Source organism: Blastococcus colisei, assembly GCF_006717095.1.
Lineage (GTDB): Bacteria > Actinomycetota > Actinomycetes > Mycobacteriales > Geodermatophilaceae > Blastococcus_B > Blastococcus_B colisei.
This window is the reverse complement of the sequence record NZ_VFQE01000002.1, coordinates 81447-96777: the sequence shown is the minus strand read 5'-3', so window position 1 is coordinate 96777 and position 15331 is coordinate 81447. Positions and strand designations below refer to the sequence as shown.

General features: G+C 74.1%; 17 protein-coding genes and 1 pseudogene. 13 read left to right on the top strand and 5 right to left on the bottom strand.

What is annotated here, in order from left to right:
* The first annotated feature begins 190 nt into the window (after positions 1–190).
* Positions 191–517, top strand: a complete 327-nt coding sequence (fdxA, locus tag FHU33_RS19900; protein WP_142027360.1) for a ferredoxin — start codon at positions 191–193, stop codon at positions 515–517.
* Positions 514–1629 carry a succinyldiaminopimelate transaminase gene (dapC, locus tag FHU33_RS19895; protein WP_142027359.1) on the top strand — a complete coding sequence of 372 codons (1116 nt, stop codon included), beginning with the start codon at positions 514–516 and terminating at the stop codon, positions 1627–1629. Before fdxA ends, dapC begins: the two co-directional genes overlap by 4 nt.
* Positions 1630–1642: 13 nt before the next feature.
* On the opposite strand, the gene FHU33_RS19890 is transcribed toward dapC, so the two are convergent.
* Together FHU33_RS19890 and FHU33_RS26310 are read right to left on the bottom strand one after the other, a co-directional pair.
* Entirely contained in the window at positions 1643–2152 is a 510-nt protein-coding gene (locus FHU33_RS19890) for a GGDEF domain-containing protein (RefSeq protein WP_142027358.1), read from the bottom strand.
* 65 nt (positions 2153–2217) lie between these two features.
* Positions 2218–2904 carry a hypothetical protein gene (locus FHU33_RS26310; RefSeq protein WP_211355288.1) on the bottom strand — a complete coding sequence of 229 codons (687 nt, stop codon included), beginning with the start codon at positions 2902–2904 and terminating at the stop codon, positions 2218–2220.
* Between the two features lie 130 nt (positions 2905–3034).
* Between FHU33_RS26310 and FHU33_RS19880 the strand changes: the two genes are divergently transcribed.
* Positions 3035–4141, top strand: coding sequence for an alpha/beta hydrolase (locus FHU33_RS19880; RefSeq protein WP_142027357.1), 1107 nt, complete (start codon positions 3035–3037; stop codon positions 4139–4141).
* A gap of 89 nt (positions 4142–4230) precedes the next feature.
* Here the strand turns inward: FHU33_RS19880 and dapD are convergent, their stop codons facing one another.
* On the bottom strand, positions 4231–5199 hold the full coding sequence (gene dapD, locus FHU33_RS19875; RefSeq protein WP_281281686.1) for a 2,3,4,5-tetrahydropyridine-2,6-dicarboxylate N-succinyltransferase: 969 nt from the start codon (positions 5197–5199) through the stop codon (positions 4231–4233).
* Positions 5200–5282: 83 nt separating this feature from the next.
* Here dapD and dapE point away from each other — a divergent pair, with 83 nt between their 5' ends.
* The 8 genes from dapE (at position 5283) to FHU33_RS19835 (ending at position 11586) form a co-directional block, all read left to right on the top strand.
* Complete coding sequence (dapE, locus tag FHU33_RS19870; protein ID WP_142027355.1) at positions 5283–6416, top strand: succinyl-diaminopimelate desuccinylase; 1134 nt, start codon at positions 5283–5285, stop codon at positions 6414–6416.
* The gene (locus FHU33_RS19865) at positions 6413–7255 is read left to right on the top strand and encodes an LOG family protein (RefSeq protein WP_142027354.1); all 843 of its coding nucleotides are present in this window, start codon (positions 6413–6415) and stop codon (positions 7253–7255) included. The genes dapE and FHU33_RS19865 overlap by 4 nt, the downstream gene beginning before the upstream one ends.
* Complete coding sequence (locus tag FHU33_RS19860; protein WP_142027353.1) at positions 7255–7644, top strand: DivIVA domain-containing protein; 390 nt, start codon at positions 7255–7257, stop codon at positions 7642–7644. The genes FHU33_RS19865 and FHU33_RS19860 overlap by 1 nt, the downstream gene beginning before the upstream one ends.
* Positions 7637–8089, top strand: coding sequence for an SRPBCC family protein (locus FHU33_RS19855; RefSeq protein WP_142027352.1), 453 nt, complete (start codon positions 7637–7639; stop codon positions 8087–8089). Before FHU33_RS19860 ends, FHU33_RS19855 begins: the two co-directional genes overlap by 8 nt.
* Before the next feature lie 65 nt (positions 8090–8154).
* Positions 8155–9060, top strand: coding sequence for a DMT family transporter (locus FHU33_RS19850; RefSeq protein ID WP_142027351.1), 906 nt, complete (start codon positions 8155–8157; stop codon positions 9058–9060).
* Positions 9061–9106: 46 nt separating this feature from the next.
* Entirely contained in the window at positions 9107–9667 is a 561-nt protein-coding gene (locus FHU33_RS19845; RefSeq protein WP_211355287.1) for a DNA-3-methyladenine glycosylase I, read from the top strand.
* Positions 9668–9793: 126 nt separating this feature from the next.
* Positions 9794–9961: a DUF3117 domain-containing protein gene (locus FHU33_RS19840; protein WP_012947303.1), complete on the top strand. Its 168-nt coding sequence runs from the start codon at positions 9794–9796 to the stop codon at positions 9959–9961.
* An 86-nt stretch (positions 9962–10047) separates the two neighbouring features.
* Positions 10048–11586: a leucyl aminopeptidase family protein gene (locus FHU33_RS19835; RefSeq protein ID WP_142027349.1), complete on the top strand. Its 1539-nt coding sequence runs from the start codon at positions 10048–10050 to the stop codon at positions 11584–11586.
* A 19-nt stretch (positions 11587–11605) separates the two neighbouring features.
* Here the strand turns inward: FHU33_RS19835 and FHU33_RS19830 are convergent.
* Positions 11606–12052: pseudogene (locus tag FHU33_RS19830) on the bottom strand (DinB family protein); the annotation flags it as partial.
* Positions 12053–12192: 140 nt separating this feature from the next.
* Here FHU33_RS19830 and FHU33_RS19825 point away from each other — a divergent pair.
* Positions 12193–13230 carry a class I SAM-dependent methyltransferase gene (locus FHU33_RS19825; RefSeq protein WP_142027347.1) on the top strand — a complete coding sequence of 346 codons (1038 nt, stop codon included), beginning with the start codon at positions 12193–12195 and terminating at the stop codon, positions 13228–13230.
* 6 nt (positions 13231–13236) lie between these two features.
* Here the strand turns inward: FHU33_RS19825 and FHU33_RS19820 are convergent, their stop codons facing one another.
* Positions 13237–14739 carry a phytoene desaturase family protein gene (locus FHU33_RS19820; protein ID WP_142027346.1) on the bottom strand — a complete coding sequence of 501 codons (1503 nt, stop codon included), beginning with the start codon at positions 14737–14739 and terminating at the stop codon, positions 13237–13239.
* A gap of 113 nt (positions 14740–14852) precedes the next feature.
* Between FHU33_RS19820 and FHU33_RS19815 the strand changes: the two genes are divergently transcribed.
* Entirely contained in the window at positions 14853–15239 is a 387-nt protein-coding gene (locus FHU33_RS19815; protein WP_142027345.1) for a hypothetical protein, read from the top strand.
* Positions 15240–15331 lie beyond the last annotated feature (92 nt).

The window sequence follows — 15331 nt, the reverse complement described above, 5'->3', positions numbered from 1 at the left end:
ATCAAGATCGGCAATCGCTGTCGATGCTTGAGCCGCCACCTCCCACCACCCTCTTCGGGGGGAGCCGGGTTTCGCCGTCCGGGCACCCGTCGCGCCCGGGCCCCCGGGGGCGCGTCATACTGGGCGGGCATGATCGCCCCCTGGCTCCGGCCAGCGGTTACTGCTCCGCGTCCCCCGGGAGGGAACCACCGTGACCTACGTCATCACCCAGGACTGCGTCGACGTCCTCGACAAGGCGTGCATCGACGAGTGTCCGGTGGACTGCATCTACGAGGGCGAGCGGATGCTCTACATCCACCCCGACGAGTGCGTCGACTGCGGTGCGTGCGAGCCGGTGTGCCCGGTGGAGGCCATCTACTACGAGGACGACGTCCCGGACAAGTGGAAGGACTTCTACAACGCCAACGTGGAGTTCTTCTCCGACCTGGGCAGCCCGGGCGGCGCGGCCAAGACCGGGAAGATCAACAAGGACCACCCGCTGGTGGCGGCCCTCCCGCCGCAGGGTGAAGGTCACTGACGACCACGGCTGCGGGTTCGGCGCCCTCGCTGCCGGACTTCCCCTGGGATGCCCTGACCGGTGCACGCGCCCGCGCGGCGCAGCACCCCGGCGGGGTGGTCGACCTGTCGATCGGCACGCCGGTCGACGACACCCCCGCCGTCCTCACCGAGGCGCTGGCCGCTGCCGGTAATGCCCCCGGCTACCCGACGGCGCTGGGGACGACGGCGCTGCGCACGGCGGCTGCGGCGTGGCTGCGGCGCCGGCTCGGGGTGGTCGTGGCCGATCCGCTGGGTGCCGAGCCCTCGCTCGTCCCCACGGTCGGCTCCAAGGAACTCGTCGCCCTGCTGCCGACCCTGCTGGGTCTGCGCAGCGGCACGGTGATCGTCCCGGAGGTCGCGTATCCGACCTACGAGGTCGGGGCGGTACTGGCGGGGCTGGCCGTCCGCCGCACCGACGTGCCGCCGCCGGACGCCGCCGGGGTCGTGCTGGTCTGGCTGAACTCACCCGGCAACCCGCACGGCCGCGTCCTGGGCGACGACCGGCTGCGCGAGTGGGTCGCCTGGGGCCGGGCGCACGGCATCCCGGTCGTCGCCGACGAGTGCTACGTGACGCTGGGCTGGGACGTCGAGCCCCGCTCCGTGCTGCACCCGGCGATCGCGGGGGAGGACCACACCGGACTGCTCGCCGTGCACTCGCTGTCGAAGCAGTCCACCGCGGCCGGCTACCGCGCCGGTCTGCTGTCCGGTGACCCCGCACTGGTCCGCCCGGTCTGGGAGGTCCGGAGGCACCTGGGGTTGCTGGTTCCCGGCCCGGTGCAGGCAGCCATGGCGGCCGCCCTCGACGACGACGCGCACGTGGATGCCCAGCGCGAGCGGTACCGGGCCCGCCGGGAGACGCTGGCCGCCGCCGTCCGCGCGGCGGGCCTGCGCATCGACCACTCCGAGGCGGGGCTCTACCTGTGGGCCACCCGCGACGAGGACTGCTGGACGACCATCGACTGGCTCGCCGGCCTCGGCATCGTGGCGGCACCGGGCAGCTTCTACGGCCCGGCAGGGGCCCGGCACGTGCGGATGGCGCTGACGGCCACCGACGAGCGGATCGCCGCGGCCGCGGAGCGACTCGGGGCCTGAGCCGGACGGTGCCTCAGTAGGGCTTCCGGTGCTGGATGACCGTGCCGGCGCCGGCCCGTCGGGCGGCCGTCAGGCTCACGAGTCCACGGCGCAGCACCTCCGCGGCGTCGGCGTCACCGGTGAGGGCGGCGATCCCGGCAGCGGCGGTGAGGTCGGGGATGCCCAGCGCCGGGATGGTGCCCACGAGACGGGTGGCGGCAGTCCCCGCTGCGGTTGCCGGGCCCGCCAGGAGCACCACGAACTCCCCGGGGCCGGACTTGCCCAGCCAGTCGTCGCCGCGCAGCGAGCCGGCCAGCAGCATCGTGACCGCGGACAGGGTGCTCTGGGCGGTCGGCCAGCCGTCGTCGCGACGGAGCAGGCCGATGACCATCAGCGCGGCCGGTGCGGCCGCGGGCGTGGCCAGGTGCTCGGCGATGCGGTCGAGGACGGCTGCCCGCGAGGGCAGCAGGGTCGTCACGTCGGCGACCACGGCCTCGGCGGCGGGCGCAGCCGCGAGGGCAGGAGTGTTCGGCGCGATCGTCATGAGGACGTCGTCGGCCCGTGCCGGTCGATCGTTGAGCGAGTTCCCTCCGCAGAGGGACGGCGCCGCTAACCGCAGGCCGGGGTGCCCTGCCCGTCCGGTCCCAGGGCAGCCGTGAGCTCCACCGCCATCGCCTCGTGCTGCTGGTAGAGCTCGGGGTGTCCTGATCTCTGCACGGCCTGGGCGACATCGGTGAGCCGGCCGGTCTCCCAGGCCGGAACCTGCACGAGTCCGTCGTAGAACTTCCCGGCGGCGTAGACGGGGTCCTGCACCTGCGCCTCGGTGCCCCAGCCCTGCGAGGGCCGCTGCTGGAAGAGGCCGAGTGAGTCGCGGTCGCCGTAGTCGAGATTGCGCAGGCTGGACTCCTGCTGGGCGGTGGCCAGCGCGATGACGACGGCCCGGTCGGGCAGCCCCCGGTCGCGCCCCACCTGCGCGATGATCCGCGCGTTGTCGATCTGCTCGGCGGTCACGGCGACTCCGGACGCGGGCAACGCGCAGGCCTCCGACGGCGCGCCCTCCTGGTGATTCCACGCCACCCCGACCAGCACCGCGACGGCCACGAGCAGGGCGGGCCACCACCGTCCGGCGGTGGCGCGAATGGGGCGCTTCCGCTGTGCAGGCCGCCGCCGTCGGGGCGCGCTCCTCTTCGGTGCAGGTCGGCGGTTGGGGCGGGTGCGTCGTGCTCCGGTGGTCGCGCGGCGCGGGGCACTGCTGGCGACCCGGACCAGCACGGTGCGAGGGGGAGCGGTGGCCATCGCCCTCGACTGTAGGTGGGCGGTGCGACGTCGCCGCGGTGCCCGACGACCCGTCGGCGCGGCGCACGCCGTCCCACCGCTCTCCGACCTCGCTAGCCTGGGCGGCCCGTCCCCGCCCGGAAGGACCACCATGGCCGACGTCGCGCTGCCCGGCATCGCTGCCGGCCGGGTGCCGACCCACCGGCTCACCCAGTCGGTGCTGCATCTCGACGGCGTCGACCCCGCCGGGCCGGGTGAGGCCGTGGTCTTCGTGCACGGCAACGCGAGCTCCGCACTGTTCTGGCAGCAGGCCCTGCTCGACGTGGCCCGGACCGGCCGGCACCGCGCCCTCGCCGTCGACCTCCGTGGCTACGGCGACACCGACCCGTTGCCGATCGACGCGACGCGCGGTGTCCGCGACTGGGCGGACGACCTCGCGGCGCTGATCGGAACGCTGCAACTGGACCGCGTCCACCTCGTGGGCTGGAGCATGGGCGCCGGCGTCGTGCTGCAGTACCTGCTCGACGCCCCGGAGCGGGTGGCGTCGGTGGCGCTGGTCGCGCCGATCTCGCCGTACGGGTTCGGCGGGACGGCGGGACCCGACGGCGCTCGTCTCCACCAGGACGGGACCGGTTCGGGGGCCGGGGCGGCCAATCCGGACTTCGTGGCGGCCCTGGCCGCCGGCGACACCACGGCGGACAGCCCGACCAGCCCGCGGTCGATCCTGCGGGCCTTCTACGTCGCGCCCGGCTCGCTCCCCTTGGACCCGTGGCCGGAAGACGTCTTCGTGGCGTCGATGCTGAGCACCCGCACCGGGGTCGACCACTACCCGGGGGAGTCCGCCACCTCCGACGCCTGGCCGGGCGTCGCCCCGGGGACGTGCGGCGTGCTGAACACGATGGCCCCGACGGTCTTCGACGTGTCGGGGATCGTCGATCTGCCGACCAAGCCGCCGGTGCTGTGGATCCGCGGGGGCCTCGACCAGATCGTCTCCGACACCTCGGTGTTCGACCTGGCGTTCCTCGGTTCGGTGGGGGCCGTGCCGGGCTGGCCCGGCGCGGAAGCCTGCCCGCCCCAGCCGATGGTCACCCAGACCCGTGCGGTGCTCGACCGCTACGCCGCCACCGGGGGTGCCTACCGCGAGGTCGTCCTCCCCGATGTGGGCCACTCGCCGCACGTCGAACGGCCGCAGGAGTTCGCCGTCGCGCTGCTGGAGCACCTCGACGTCCCAGCCGAGGCCCCCGCCAACCTCACCTGAGTCGCCCAGGCATAGGAGGCTTTACCTACGTCTCGCCGGCCCAGAACGCATGTATAGCTTCCTATGCCTGTACGGGTCGGTGGGTTGGATCAGTTCGCGTGGAGCTCGGCGTTCAGGGCGCCCCAGTTGCCGTCGCGAGGAAGCGCCTCGAGCGCGCCGCTGACGCTGTTGCGGCGGAACAGCAGGCCGTCGCGGCCCGAGAGGTCCCGCGCCTTGACCACCGAGCCGTCGGGCAGCGTGACGCGCGAGCCGCCGGTGACGTAGCAGCCGGCCTCGACGACGCAGCCGTTGCCGAGGGAGATGCCGATGCCCGCGTTGGCGCCGAGCAGGCAGCCGGTGCCGATCGTGATGGTCTCCGTGCCGCCGCCGGACAGCGTCCCCATGATCGAGGCGCCGCCGCCGATGTCGCTGTCGGCTCCGACGACCACGCCGGCGCTGATCCGCCCCTCCACCATCGAGGGGCCGAGCGTCCCGGCGTTGAAGTTGACGAAGCCCTCGTGCATGACGGTCGTGCCTTCGGCCAGGTGCGCGCCGAGGCGCACGCGGTCGCCGTCGGCGACCCGGACGCCCGAGGGGATGACGTAGTCGAGCATCCGCGGGAACTTGTCGACGCCGTACACCGTCACGTGCCCGACGGCCGCACGCAGCCGGTGGGCGTTGAACCCGGCCGCCTCGACCGGCCCGGCGCTGGTCCAGGCCACGTTGGTCAGCAGCCCGAAGACGCCGGTCATGTCGGCGCCGTGCGGCCGGATCAGCCGGTGGGAGAGCAGGTGCAGCCGCAGCCAGACGTCGTGCGTGTCGACCGGCGGCTCCGACAGGTCGGGGATCACCGTGCGGACGGCGATGATCTCCACCCCGCGCGCCTCGTCGCGGCGCACGAGGCCGCCGTAGTCGGGCCCGAGTTCGCCGGAGAGCTCCAGCGCGCCGAGCCGGGTGGTGCCCGGCTTCGCGTCCTCGGGGGCACCGAGCCGGGGCTCGGGGTACCAGGTGTCCAGCACCGTCCCGGAGGGGGTGACGGTGGCCAGACCGGCGGCTACGGCGGAGACAGGGGCAGTCACGGGGACCAAGCTACCGAGGGACCACCGAGCGCCGTCCGTGCCGGGGCGGGCCGGGCCGCTGTCGCCCCCTAGGCTCGGCAGTCGTGACGGACCTCCCGCAGCTCGACCTGTCCGCCGACGTCCTCACCCTCACCCGGGCACTGGTGGATGCGCCCTCGGTGTCCGGCTCCGAGGGGCCGCTCGCCGACGCCGTCGAGGCAGCCCTTCGTGGTCTCGGGGGGCTCGAGGTCGAGCGGATCGGCGACAGCGTGCTGGCCCGGACGAACCTCGACCGGCCCTCCCGCGTCGTGCTCGCGGGGCACCTCGACACCGTGCCGATCGCCGACAACGTGCCGTCTGACCTGCGGCAAGTCGACGGAGTGCAGCGGCTGTACGGATGTGGCGCCAGTGACATGAAGTCCGGTGACGCGGTCATGCTGCGGCTGGCCGGCCGGTTCGGCGTCCCCGGCGGCGAGCCCGCGCACGACCTGACGTTCGTCTTCTACGACAACGAGGAGGTCGAGGCGGTCAAGAACGGCCTCGGCCGGGTCGCGCGCGAGCGGCGGGGCTGGCTGTACGGCGATCTCGCCATCCTGCTCGAGCCGACGGACGGCGAGATCGAGGGCGGCTGCCAGGGCACCCTGCGAGCCCGGCTGGAGACCACGGGCCGCAGGGCCCACAGCGCGCGCAGCTGGCTCGGGGTCAACGCCGTCCACGGACTGGCCGGGGCCCTGGCGACGCTGGCCGCCTACCAGCCGCGCGAGGTCGAGATCGACGGGCTCACCTACCGGGAGGGGCTCAACGCGGTGGGCATCTCCGGAGGCGTCGCCGGCAACGTGATTCCCGACGAGGCGTCGTTGACCGTCAACTTCCGCTACGCCCCCGACCGGGACGAGGACGCTGCCGAGGCGCACGTGCGCGAGGTCTTCGCCGACGCGATCGCCGCCGGGGTCACGTTCACCGTCACCGACAACGCGGGTGGCGCGATGCCGGGGCTCTCCGAGCCGGCCGCCGCCGCCTTCGTCGCCGCTGTCGGCCGGCCTGCGCGGGCCAAGCTCGGCTGGACCGACGTCGCCCGCTTCGCCGCCTTCGGCATCCCGGCCGTCAACTACGGTCCGGGCGATCCGCAGCTCGCGCACACCCGGGACGAACACGTCCTCGTCGACCGGCTCCAGCCGGCCGAGGACGCCCTGACCGCCTACCTGTCCGGCAGCCCAGTCGTGAGGAACCAGACATGACCCTTCCGCCGAGCTCCCAGCCCGACGGCCGCAGTTCCCGCCCCACCCGGCACCGGGGCCCGATCATGCTGCGCGGAGGCGAGCCGGACCCGCAGACGGTGGGCACGACGACCGACCAGCGGCTGCTCGACCGCCGGGGCCCCAGCGACTGGGTGCACACCGATCCGTGGCGCGTGCTCCGGATCCAGAGCGAGTTCGTCGAGGGGTTCGGGCTGCTGGCCGAGCTGCCCCGCGCGGTGAGCGTCTTCGGCAGCGCCCGCACCCCGCGCGACCACCCGCACTACGCCGCGGGCGTGGCCATCGGCGCCGCCCTCTCCCAGGCCGGGTACGCCGTCATCACCGGCGGCGGTCCGGGGGCGATGGAGGCGGCCAACCGCGGGGCCAGCGAGGCGGGCGGTCTCTCGGTCGGCCTGGGCATCGAGCTGCCGTTCGAGCAGGAGCTCAACGAGTGGGTCGACGTGGGCATCTCGTTCCGCTACTTCTTCGTGCGCAAGACCATGTTCGTGAAGTACGCCCAGGCCCTCGTCATCCTGCCGGGCGGCTTCGGCACGCTGGACGAGCTCTTCGAGGCGCTCACCCTGGTGCAGACCCGCAAGGTCACCCGCTTCCCGGTGATCCTCTTCGGCACCGAGTACTGGTCGGGGCTGATCCACTGGGTCCGCACGACGCTCGCCGGGACCGGCACCATCAACGCCGCCGATCTGGACCTGATCACGGTCACCGACGACATCGGCGAGGTCATGGCGGTGATCCAGGCGGCCGACCAGGCGCGGCGCACCGGCGACGGCGGTGGCGGCATGCAGCACGTGCCGGTCGAGCAGGGACCGCTCGAGGCCTGATGCTCTCGTTCGTCGCCTTCGTCGTCGGGGTCCTCGTCGTCGGGGCGCTGCTGTTCCTCGGTGCCTCGCTGCTCCTGGGCCGCGGGGAGACCCAGCCGCCGGCGGAGCCGGACCGCTCGCCGGTGGCGCTGCCCGGCGACCGGCCGGTCACCGCGGACGACGTCCGCGCGCTCCAGCTGTCGGTCGCTGCGCGCGGCTACCGCATGACCGAGGTGGACTGGCTGATCGACCAGTTCGCGCTGGTGCTCGAGGAGCGCGACGCCGAGATCAGCGCCCTCCGTGCGCAGCTGCCGGCGCATCCGGCGCCCCGGCCCGCGCCGAAGGGGGAGCAGGACCCGGGGTCGGACGACGCCCGGACCCCTGACGACGAGGAGTCGCCACGTGCCTGAGCTGGTCGAACGCATCGACATCGACGCCCCGCCCGAGCGGGTGTGGGCGGCTCTCACCGACTGGGAGAGCCAGGGGGAGTGGATGCTGGCCACCGACGTCGAGACCGTGGGCGGCCCGGCGCAGGGCCTGCACGGCCGGCTGGCCGCCCGCACCGGGTTGCCACTGCCGGGCGGACGGCGGATCGGCGTCCTCGACACCATGATCATCACCAAGTGGGAGCCGCCCCGGCTGGTCGAGGTGCAGCACACGGGCCGGCTGATCCGCGGCCCGGGGATCTTCGAGATCCACCCGCGCGGTGACGGATCGACCTTCGTGTGGACCGAGCGGCTCTACCTGCCCTACGGCTACCTCGGGGTCGTGGGCTGGTTCCTGGTGCGGCCGTTCGCCCTGCTCGGGATCCGGCGCTCGCTGAAGCGCTTCGCAGCGGTCGCCGCCCGCGGCTGACACCTCGCGGGTGTGCACGGGGCCGTGCGTCAGGATGCACCGGTGACGACGGAGAGGCCCCGGCCGTGAGCCGGCGCGGGTGGGCGCTGTTCCTGGCCATGTCGGTCATCTGGGGCATCCCGTACCTGCTCATCAAAGTGGCCGTCGACGAGGTCTCGCCCGTCGTGGTCGTGTTCGCCCGCTGCGTCGTGGGCGCCGCGCTGCTGCTGCCCTGGACGATCGCCAGGGGGCAGCTGCGGCCCGCGCTGCGCCACTGGAAGCCGCTGCTGGGATTCACCGTCCTGGAGATGACCGGACCCTGGCTGCTGCTGTCCTACGCGGAGCAGTCGTTGTCGAGCTCGCTCACCGGCCTCCTCGTCGCGGGCGTGCCGTTCGTCGCCGCGCTCGCCGCCCGCCTGGCGGGGGAGGAGGAGCGGTTCACGCCGGTCCGCATCGCCGGCATGTGCCTCGGGGTCGTCGGCATCGTGGCGCTGCTCGGCCTGGACGTCGAGGGTGCGCAGCTGCTGCCGCTGGTGGCCGTGGCCCTGGTGGTCGTGGGCTACGCGACCGCGCCGCTGATCGTCAGCCGCAAGCTGCCCGACGTGCCCGGCGTCGCGGCCAGTTCGATCGCGCTCTTCGTCACCGCCGTCGTCTACGCGCCCTTCGCCCTGCCGCGGGCCGGTCAGCTCGGGGACGCGTCGGCCGAGGCAGCGGTGTCACTGGCGACGCTCGGTGTGCTCTGCACGGCCGTGGCTCTGGCGCTGTTCTTCGCGCTGATCCGCGAGGTGGGCCCGCAGCGCGCCCTGGTGATCACCTTCGTCAATCCCGTCGTCGCCGTGCTCCTGGGGGTGGCGTTGCTGGACGAGCCCTTCACCCTGGGCATCGCCGTCGGGCTGCCGCTGGTGCTGGTCGGCTGCGTGCTGGCCACCCGGCGCAGCCCCGTGCGCACCCGGCCGTCGGAGCTGTCGGACGTCGACGCCGCCGTTCCCTGACCCGACCGGCCGTGAGGTGTCGGACGCACGCGTTAGCGTCCCCGCCGTGGAAGCCGAGCGGTCCCGCTGCGCGTGGGCCAACAGCGCACCGGAGTACGTCGCCTACCACGACGAGGAGTGGGGGAGGCCCCTCCGCGGGGACGACGCGCTGTTCGAACGGCTCTGCCTCGAGGCGTTCCAGTCCGGGCTCTCCTGGATCACCATCCTGCGCAAGCGGCCCGCCTTCCGTGCCGCCTTCGCGGGGTTCGACATCGCCACCGTCGCGGAGTTCACCGGGGACGACGAGGCCCGGCTCATGGCCGACGCCTCGATCGTCCGCAACCGGGCGAAGATCGCGGCCTCCGTGCGCAACGCCCGAGCGGCGCAGGAGCTGCCGGAGGGGCTCTCGGCACTCCTGTGGTCCTTCGTACCGACCGGTCCGCGGGCCCGCCCGGCGACGCTCGCCGACGTGCCGGCCACGAGCGCGGAGTCGGTGGCGATGGCCAAGGAGCTCAAGCGTCGAGGCTTCGTCTTCGTGGGCCCGACGACCGCCTACGCGCTCATGCAGGCCACCGGGATGGTCGACGACCACGTCGTCGACTGCTTCCGGGTGGGCGCGTCGGAGTGACCCGCGGGGACCTCATGTTGGACGGAAGCGGCTCATACGGGATCATTGGCGCAGAGCGCACAGCAGCGACGGACGCCGCACCACTTCTGCCCCGGCGGGAGTGGTGGGCCGATGAAGGAGGCACGCATGGCGGCCATGAAGCCGCGCACGGGTGAAGGTCCCCTCGAAGTGACCAAGGAGGGGCGCGGCCTGGTCATGCGCGTACCGCTCGAGGGGGGCGGTCGCCTGGTCGTCGAGTTGTCGCCCGACGAGGCGGCGGCGCTCTCGGAGGCACTGAAGGGCGCGACCAGCTGAACACGTTCGCGAGCCTGCCCCCGGGCAGCCCCGCGAACGACACGGCCCCGGCCGCCGGCAGCTCGCCGGCGTCCGGGGCCGCGCCGTTGCCGCGGGTCGAGATCCTGTCCGAGATCCCCACCCTGGGCCCGGACGACGTCCTCGCCGTGCCGGTGGGCAGCGGGGGCGCTCTGCCGCCCTGGCTGGACGGGGCGTCCGCGCCCCCGGTCAGCCCCGAGCTGCTCACCGGCGCCCTGGCCGACACCGGGAACAAGGGGTCGGCCGGTACGCACACCTCCATCCCGGTCGCGGGGCGGCGGCCGCGCAGCGTCGTCGCCGTGGGCGTCGGGGCGGGCACCCTCCCCGATCTCCGGAACTACGTCGCCACCGCGGTCCGCCGCGCGCAGGCGCTGGCCGAGCACGGTGCGCGGCGGCTGGTCCTGCCCCTGGACAGCACCGTCGCCCCGGCCGGTGCGGTCGAGGTGCGCGCCGCGGTCGAGGCCGCCCTGCTGTCCGGCTACCGGTTCCGAAAGCTGTCCAGACCGCACCCCCCACGGCTGGAGACGGTCACCGTGGTCGCCGCCGATGCCACCGACCCGGCCGTCGTCGCCGCGGGAGAGGCCGGCCGGATCTCCGCGGACGCGGTGGCCTGGGCGCGAGACCTGGTCAACACCCCGAGCAACGAGAAGAACCCGGCCTGGCTGGCGGCGCAGGCGGTCGACCGGCTCGGGTCCCGGCCGCACGTCACGGTGGACGTCCTCGGCCCGGAGGAGCTGCGCGCGGGCGGGTTCGGCGGCGTCCTGGCCGTCGGGGGCGGCTCGGCGTCCCCACCGCGGGTCGTGGTGGCGAGCTACCGCCACCCGGAGGCACCGCCTGCGCACCCGGTCCTGGTCGGCAAGGGGATCACCTTCGACACCGGCGGGCTCTCGATCAAGCCCAACGCCGGCATGCGCGAGATGAAGACCGACATGGCCGGCGGTGCCGCTGTACTGGCGGTCGTCGACGCCGTCGCCCGGCTGGAGCTGCCCATCGCGGTGACGGCGGTGGTCCCCGCGGCGGAGAACGCCGTCTCCGGCTCCTCCTACCGGCCGGCCGACGTCGTCCGGCACGTCGGCGGGCGGACCACCGAGGTGCTCAACACCGACGCCGAGGGCCGCATGGTCCTGGCCGACGGGCTCGCGTACGCGCGCCTGGAACTCGGTGCGACGGTGCTCGTCGACATCGCGACGCTGACCGGGGCGATGAAGGTCGCCCTCGGCGTGAAGACGGCCGGGCTGTTCGCCACGACCGACGGGCTCGCGGACGCGCTGCGCACGGCGGGGGCGCAGGCGGGTGAGCCCGCGTGGCGGATGCCGCTGCTCGAGGAGCACACCGACCTGCTCGACAGCGCGGTGGCCGACGCCAACAACGCCCCCGGCGGTCCGGGCGGCACCACGGCCGCACTGTTCCTGCGACCGTTCGCCGGCGACCTGCCGTGGGCGCACCTGGACGTGGCGGGGCCGGCGCGGGCCGGCTCCGACGACGCCGAGGTGGTCAAGGGCGGCACGGGTTTCGGCGCGCGCACCCTCCTGCACTGGCTGGAGGCAGGGGCACCGGTCGACCGGGTCGAGACGGTCCTGGACTCATCGGTGGAGGGCGGCCGGTAGCCGGCCGCCCTCACCGCGGCTACTCGCCGGTCGTCCCGTCGATGGCCTCGCGCAGCAGGTCGGCGTGGCCGGCGTGGCGCGCCGTCTCCTCGATCATGTGCAGCAGGACCCACCGCAGGTCCCAGCGCCGGCCGGTGTGCCGGGACATCCCGGCGGACAGCTGATCCATGCTCTCCGCGCCTCCGACGACCACCCGGCTGCGGGCGCACGCATCCGCGTACCGGACCCGGAGCTCTTCGGGAGCGAGGTCGTGCGCGGTGCGGAACTCCATGTCCCGATCGGCATTCCAGTCGTGCCCAGCCCAGAGCTCGTGCGCGGGGAGGCCGGCGAAGCGCACGCGAAACCAGGTGTCCTCGACCAGCGCCAGGTGGTTGAGCAGCCCGGCCAGGGTCAGGGACGACGACGAAATCGTCCGGACGAGCTGCTCGGCGGTCAGGCCGTCGGTCTTGAGCAGGACCGTCTCGCGCTGGTAGTCGAGTTAGGCGGCCAGCAGGTCGCGTTCGGGGCCGGAGTCCGGCGGATCGGTGCGCACGCGCCCGACCCTGGCATCCACGAAGCCGAGCCGCCACAGTGTCGGAAGGAACGGCCGCTGCAGGGAGTCCGCACATGTCGATGGTCAACGCCGGAGCCCTGTGGAAGGTGGCGTCGGGGGGCAACCCGCTGGCGCGGATCCGGGCGACCCGGGACGGACTGGCCGCGGTCCGCGTCAACGTGGGCGCGGCCGCGGTGCACACCGGCCTGCTCGATGTCCTGGCCGGCGGCGACGCGACCACCGAAGAGCTCGCCCGTGAGCTCGGCGCCGTCGACGAGGCCCTGCTCCTCGCCTTCCTGCGCGTCACGGTCTCGGTCGGGCTGTTGAGCCGCGGCGAGGACCGGCCGTGGCACCTCACTGCCCGCGGGCGGGCGCTCGTCGACGACGACGTGGTCCGCGCGGGCTACGAGGCTTTCGCCGGGCTGCACACCGCTCCCTACCGGCAGACGGCCGCGATGCTCGGCGGCGGCCCGCGTTGCCGGGACATGGCCGACCAGGGACCGCTCATCGCGCGGCTGTCGGCCGCCATGGAGCCGCTCGTCATGCACGAGCTCACGCGCACTGTCCGGGAGCGCCGTCCCCTCCGGGTGCTCGACATCGGCTGCGGGGCCGGGCTGGAGCTCGCGGCCATGCTGGACGCTGCCCCGGAGGCCCAGGGCGTCGGTGTCGACCTCGACGAGGGTGCCGCCGCACTGGCCGGGCGGACGCTGCACGAGCGCGGTCTCACCGGGCGGGCCACCGTTCTGCAGGCCGACGTGCGGCAACCTGCCGGTGGCCGGACCGGCCCGCTCGCCGACACGTTCGACTTCGCGCTCCTGGCGAACGTCATCTACTACCTGCCGATGGCTGAGCGTGTTCCGCTGCTGCGCGAGATCGCCGGCCTGCTGGCCCCTGAAGGAGTGCTGTTCCTGGTCTCGACCGTGGCCACCCGGCAGTTCTTCAGCCGGCACCTCGACCTGCTCCTGCGCTGCCAGGGGGACGGACACATGGCGATCACCGACGTCGCTGGGCTCGTCGGGCAGCTGACGGAGGCAGGCTTCCGCGCGGACACGCCCCGTGCGGTCGCGCCGGGCGCTCCGGTGGTCACCGTCACGGCTACCGTCCCCGGCTGAGGGTCGTCAGGCCGGACCGACGAGATCCGCGACGATCTCCGCGGAGAGCGCCACGAGGGGGAGGCCGCCCCCCGGGTGGGACGAGCCGCCGACCAGGAACAGGCCCGGCACCGGGGAGGCGTTCGCCGGACGCAGGAAGGCCGCCCGGGTGCCGTTGCTCGAGGAGCCGTAGATGGCCCCGCCCACGCTGCCGGTCTCGCGGGCGAGGTCGGCCGGCGTCCGTACCTCGCACCAGCGCAGCCGGTCGCGGACGTCGAGGCCGCGCCGGGCGAGCACGTCGAGGAGCTCCGCGGCGTAGCGGGCGGCGAGGCCGGGCTGGTCCCAGTCGACGCCGCCGGAGGGGTCGTGCCGCGGCGCGTTCACCAGCACGAACCACGACTCGCTGTCCTCGTCCGGCCGCAGGTCCGGGTCGTCCGGGGCGCTCACGTAGACGGTCGGGTCGGCCACCGGGCGGGGGGCGCCTTGAAAGCGACCGGTGCCGAACACGGCGTCGAACTCCGCGTCGTAGTCCTCGGGGAACAGCACGGTGTGGTGGGCCAGGCCCGGGGTCCGGCCCCGCAGCGCGAGCAGGAGGACCACGCCGGAGAGCGACGGCGTGACCCGGGCCAGGTCGCGGCGGATCCCGCGGGTGCGCCGGTCGGGGGGCAGCAGGTCGGCGTAAAGCGCGGCGGCGTCGACGCCGGAGACGACGACGTCGGCGGGCAGGCGCTCACCACCGGCGAGCTCGACCCCGGCGGCGCGGCCGCCCTCGACGAGCACCCGGTGGACACGGGTTCCGGTACGGAGCACGGCGCCGTTCCTCGTGGCCCGCTCGGCGACCGCCGACGCCAGCCGGTGCAACCCGCCCCGGACGTACCAGGAGCCGAACGCCTGCTCGGCGTACGGGACGGTGGCCAGCACCGCGGGAGCCCGCCGGGGGTCGGAGCCGGAGTAGGTGGCGTAGCGGTCCAGCAGCATCCGCAGGCGGGCGTCGTCCAGCTGCCGCTGCCCCAGCCCACGCAGCGTCTGCCACGGGGCGATGGTCGCGACGTCGGCGGGGTTGCGCGCGAGGCGGGCGAGCGTCGCCGCACCCTGCAGCGGTCGGCGGAGGAAGGGTTCTTCGCTGGCCCGCCACATCGCCGCCGCGCGGTCCAGCAGTGCCGACCACTGCGCACCGGCCCCCTGGCCGAGGGCATCGGTGAGGGCCTGCGGGATCTCCGACGGGGCGCCGGGCACGGTGAGCCGGACGCCGTCAGCGAACCGGTAGGCGACGGCGGGGTCCAGGCGGACGAGGTCGACGGCCTCCTCGAGGGGCCCGCCGGTCGAGTCGAACAGGTCGCGGTAGACCTGCGGCATGGTCACCAGGCTCGGGCCGGTGTCGAACACGTGGCCGTCGCGTGCGTACCGGCCGAGCTTTCCGCCCACTTCCTGCCCCTGCTCGAGCACGGTGACGGAGTGGCCGCCCGCGGCCAGCCGCGCCGCGGCCGACAGCCCGCCCACACCTGCGCCGACCACCGCCACCCGAGCCACGCCGCCACGGTAGCCGCGACGGGTCCGCCGTTCGGGGGATGATCGTTTGTCCGTCGCTCCGAGCTGGGTAGTCGGCCGACCACGCATTGCGACGGGATGGAGAGGAGTCAACGGTGACCACTCGCTTCGGACTTGCAACCGTGGCCCTGGCGGTCGCGGTGCTGACCGGCTGCGGCGACCTGTCCGCCGACGAGGTGGAGGACCTCGCGACCACCTTCGCGCGAGCCGACGACGATCCGGGGACCCGCTGCGAACTCCTGGCGAGCACCACGCTGGCCGCGGTGCAGCAGGACGGGCCCTGCGACGACGTGCTCGCCGAGTTGCCCCTCGGGTCCGGCGACGTGACCGCGATCGAGGTCTGGGGCGAGGAGGCACAGGTGAAGCTCTCCGACGACACCCTCTTCCTGACCCGGACCTCGGACGGCTGGCGGGTCAGCGCCGCGGCCTGCACACCGCAGGGCGCCGACCTGCCCTACGACTGCGACGTGGAGGCGTCGTGAGGGGCGTGCGGGCCGTCTACGTGGTCTACCTGGCCGTCATCCTCGCCGGGATCGCGTTCTTCACCCTCATCGGCCTCCTGGGGCGGTGACGG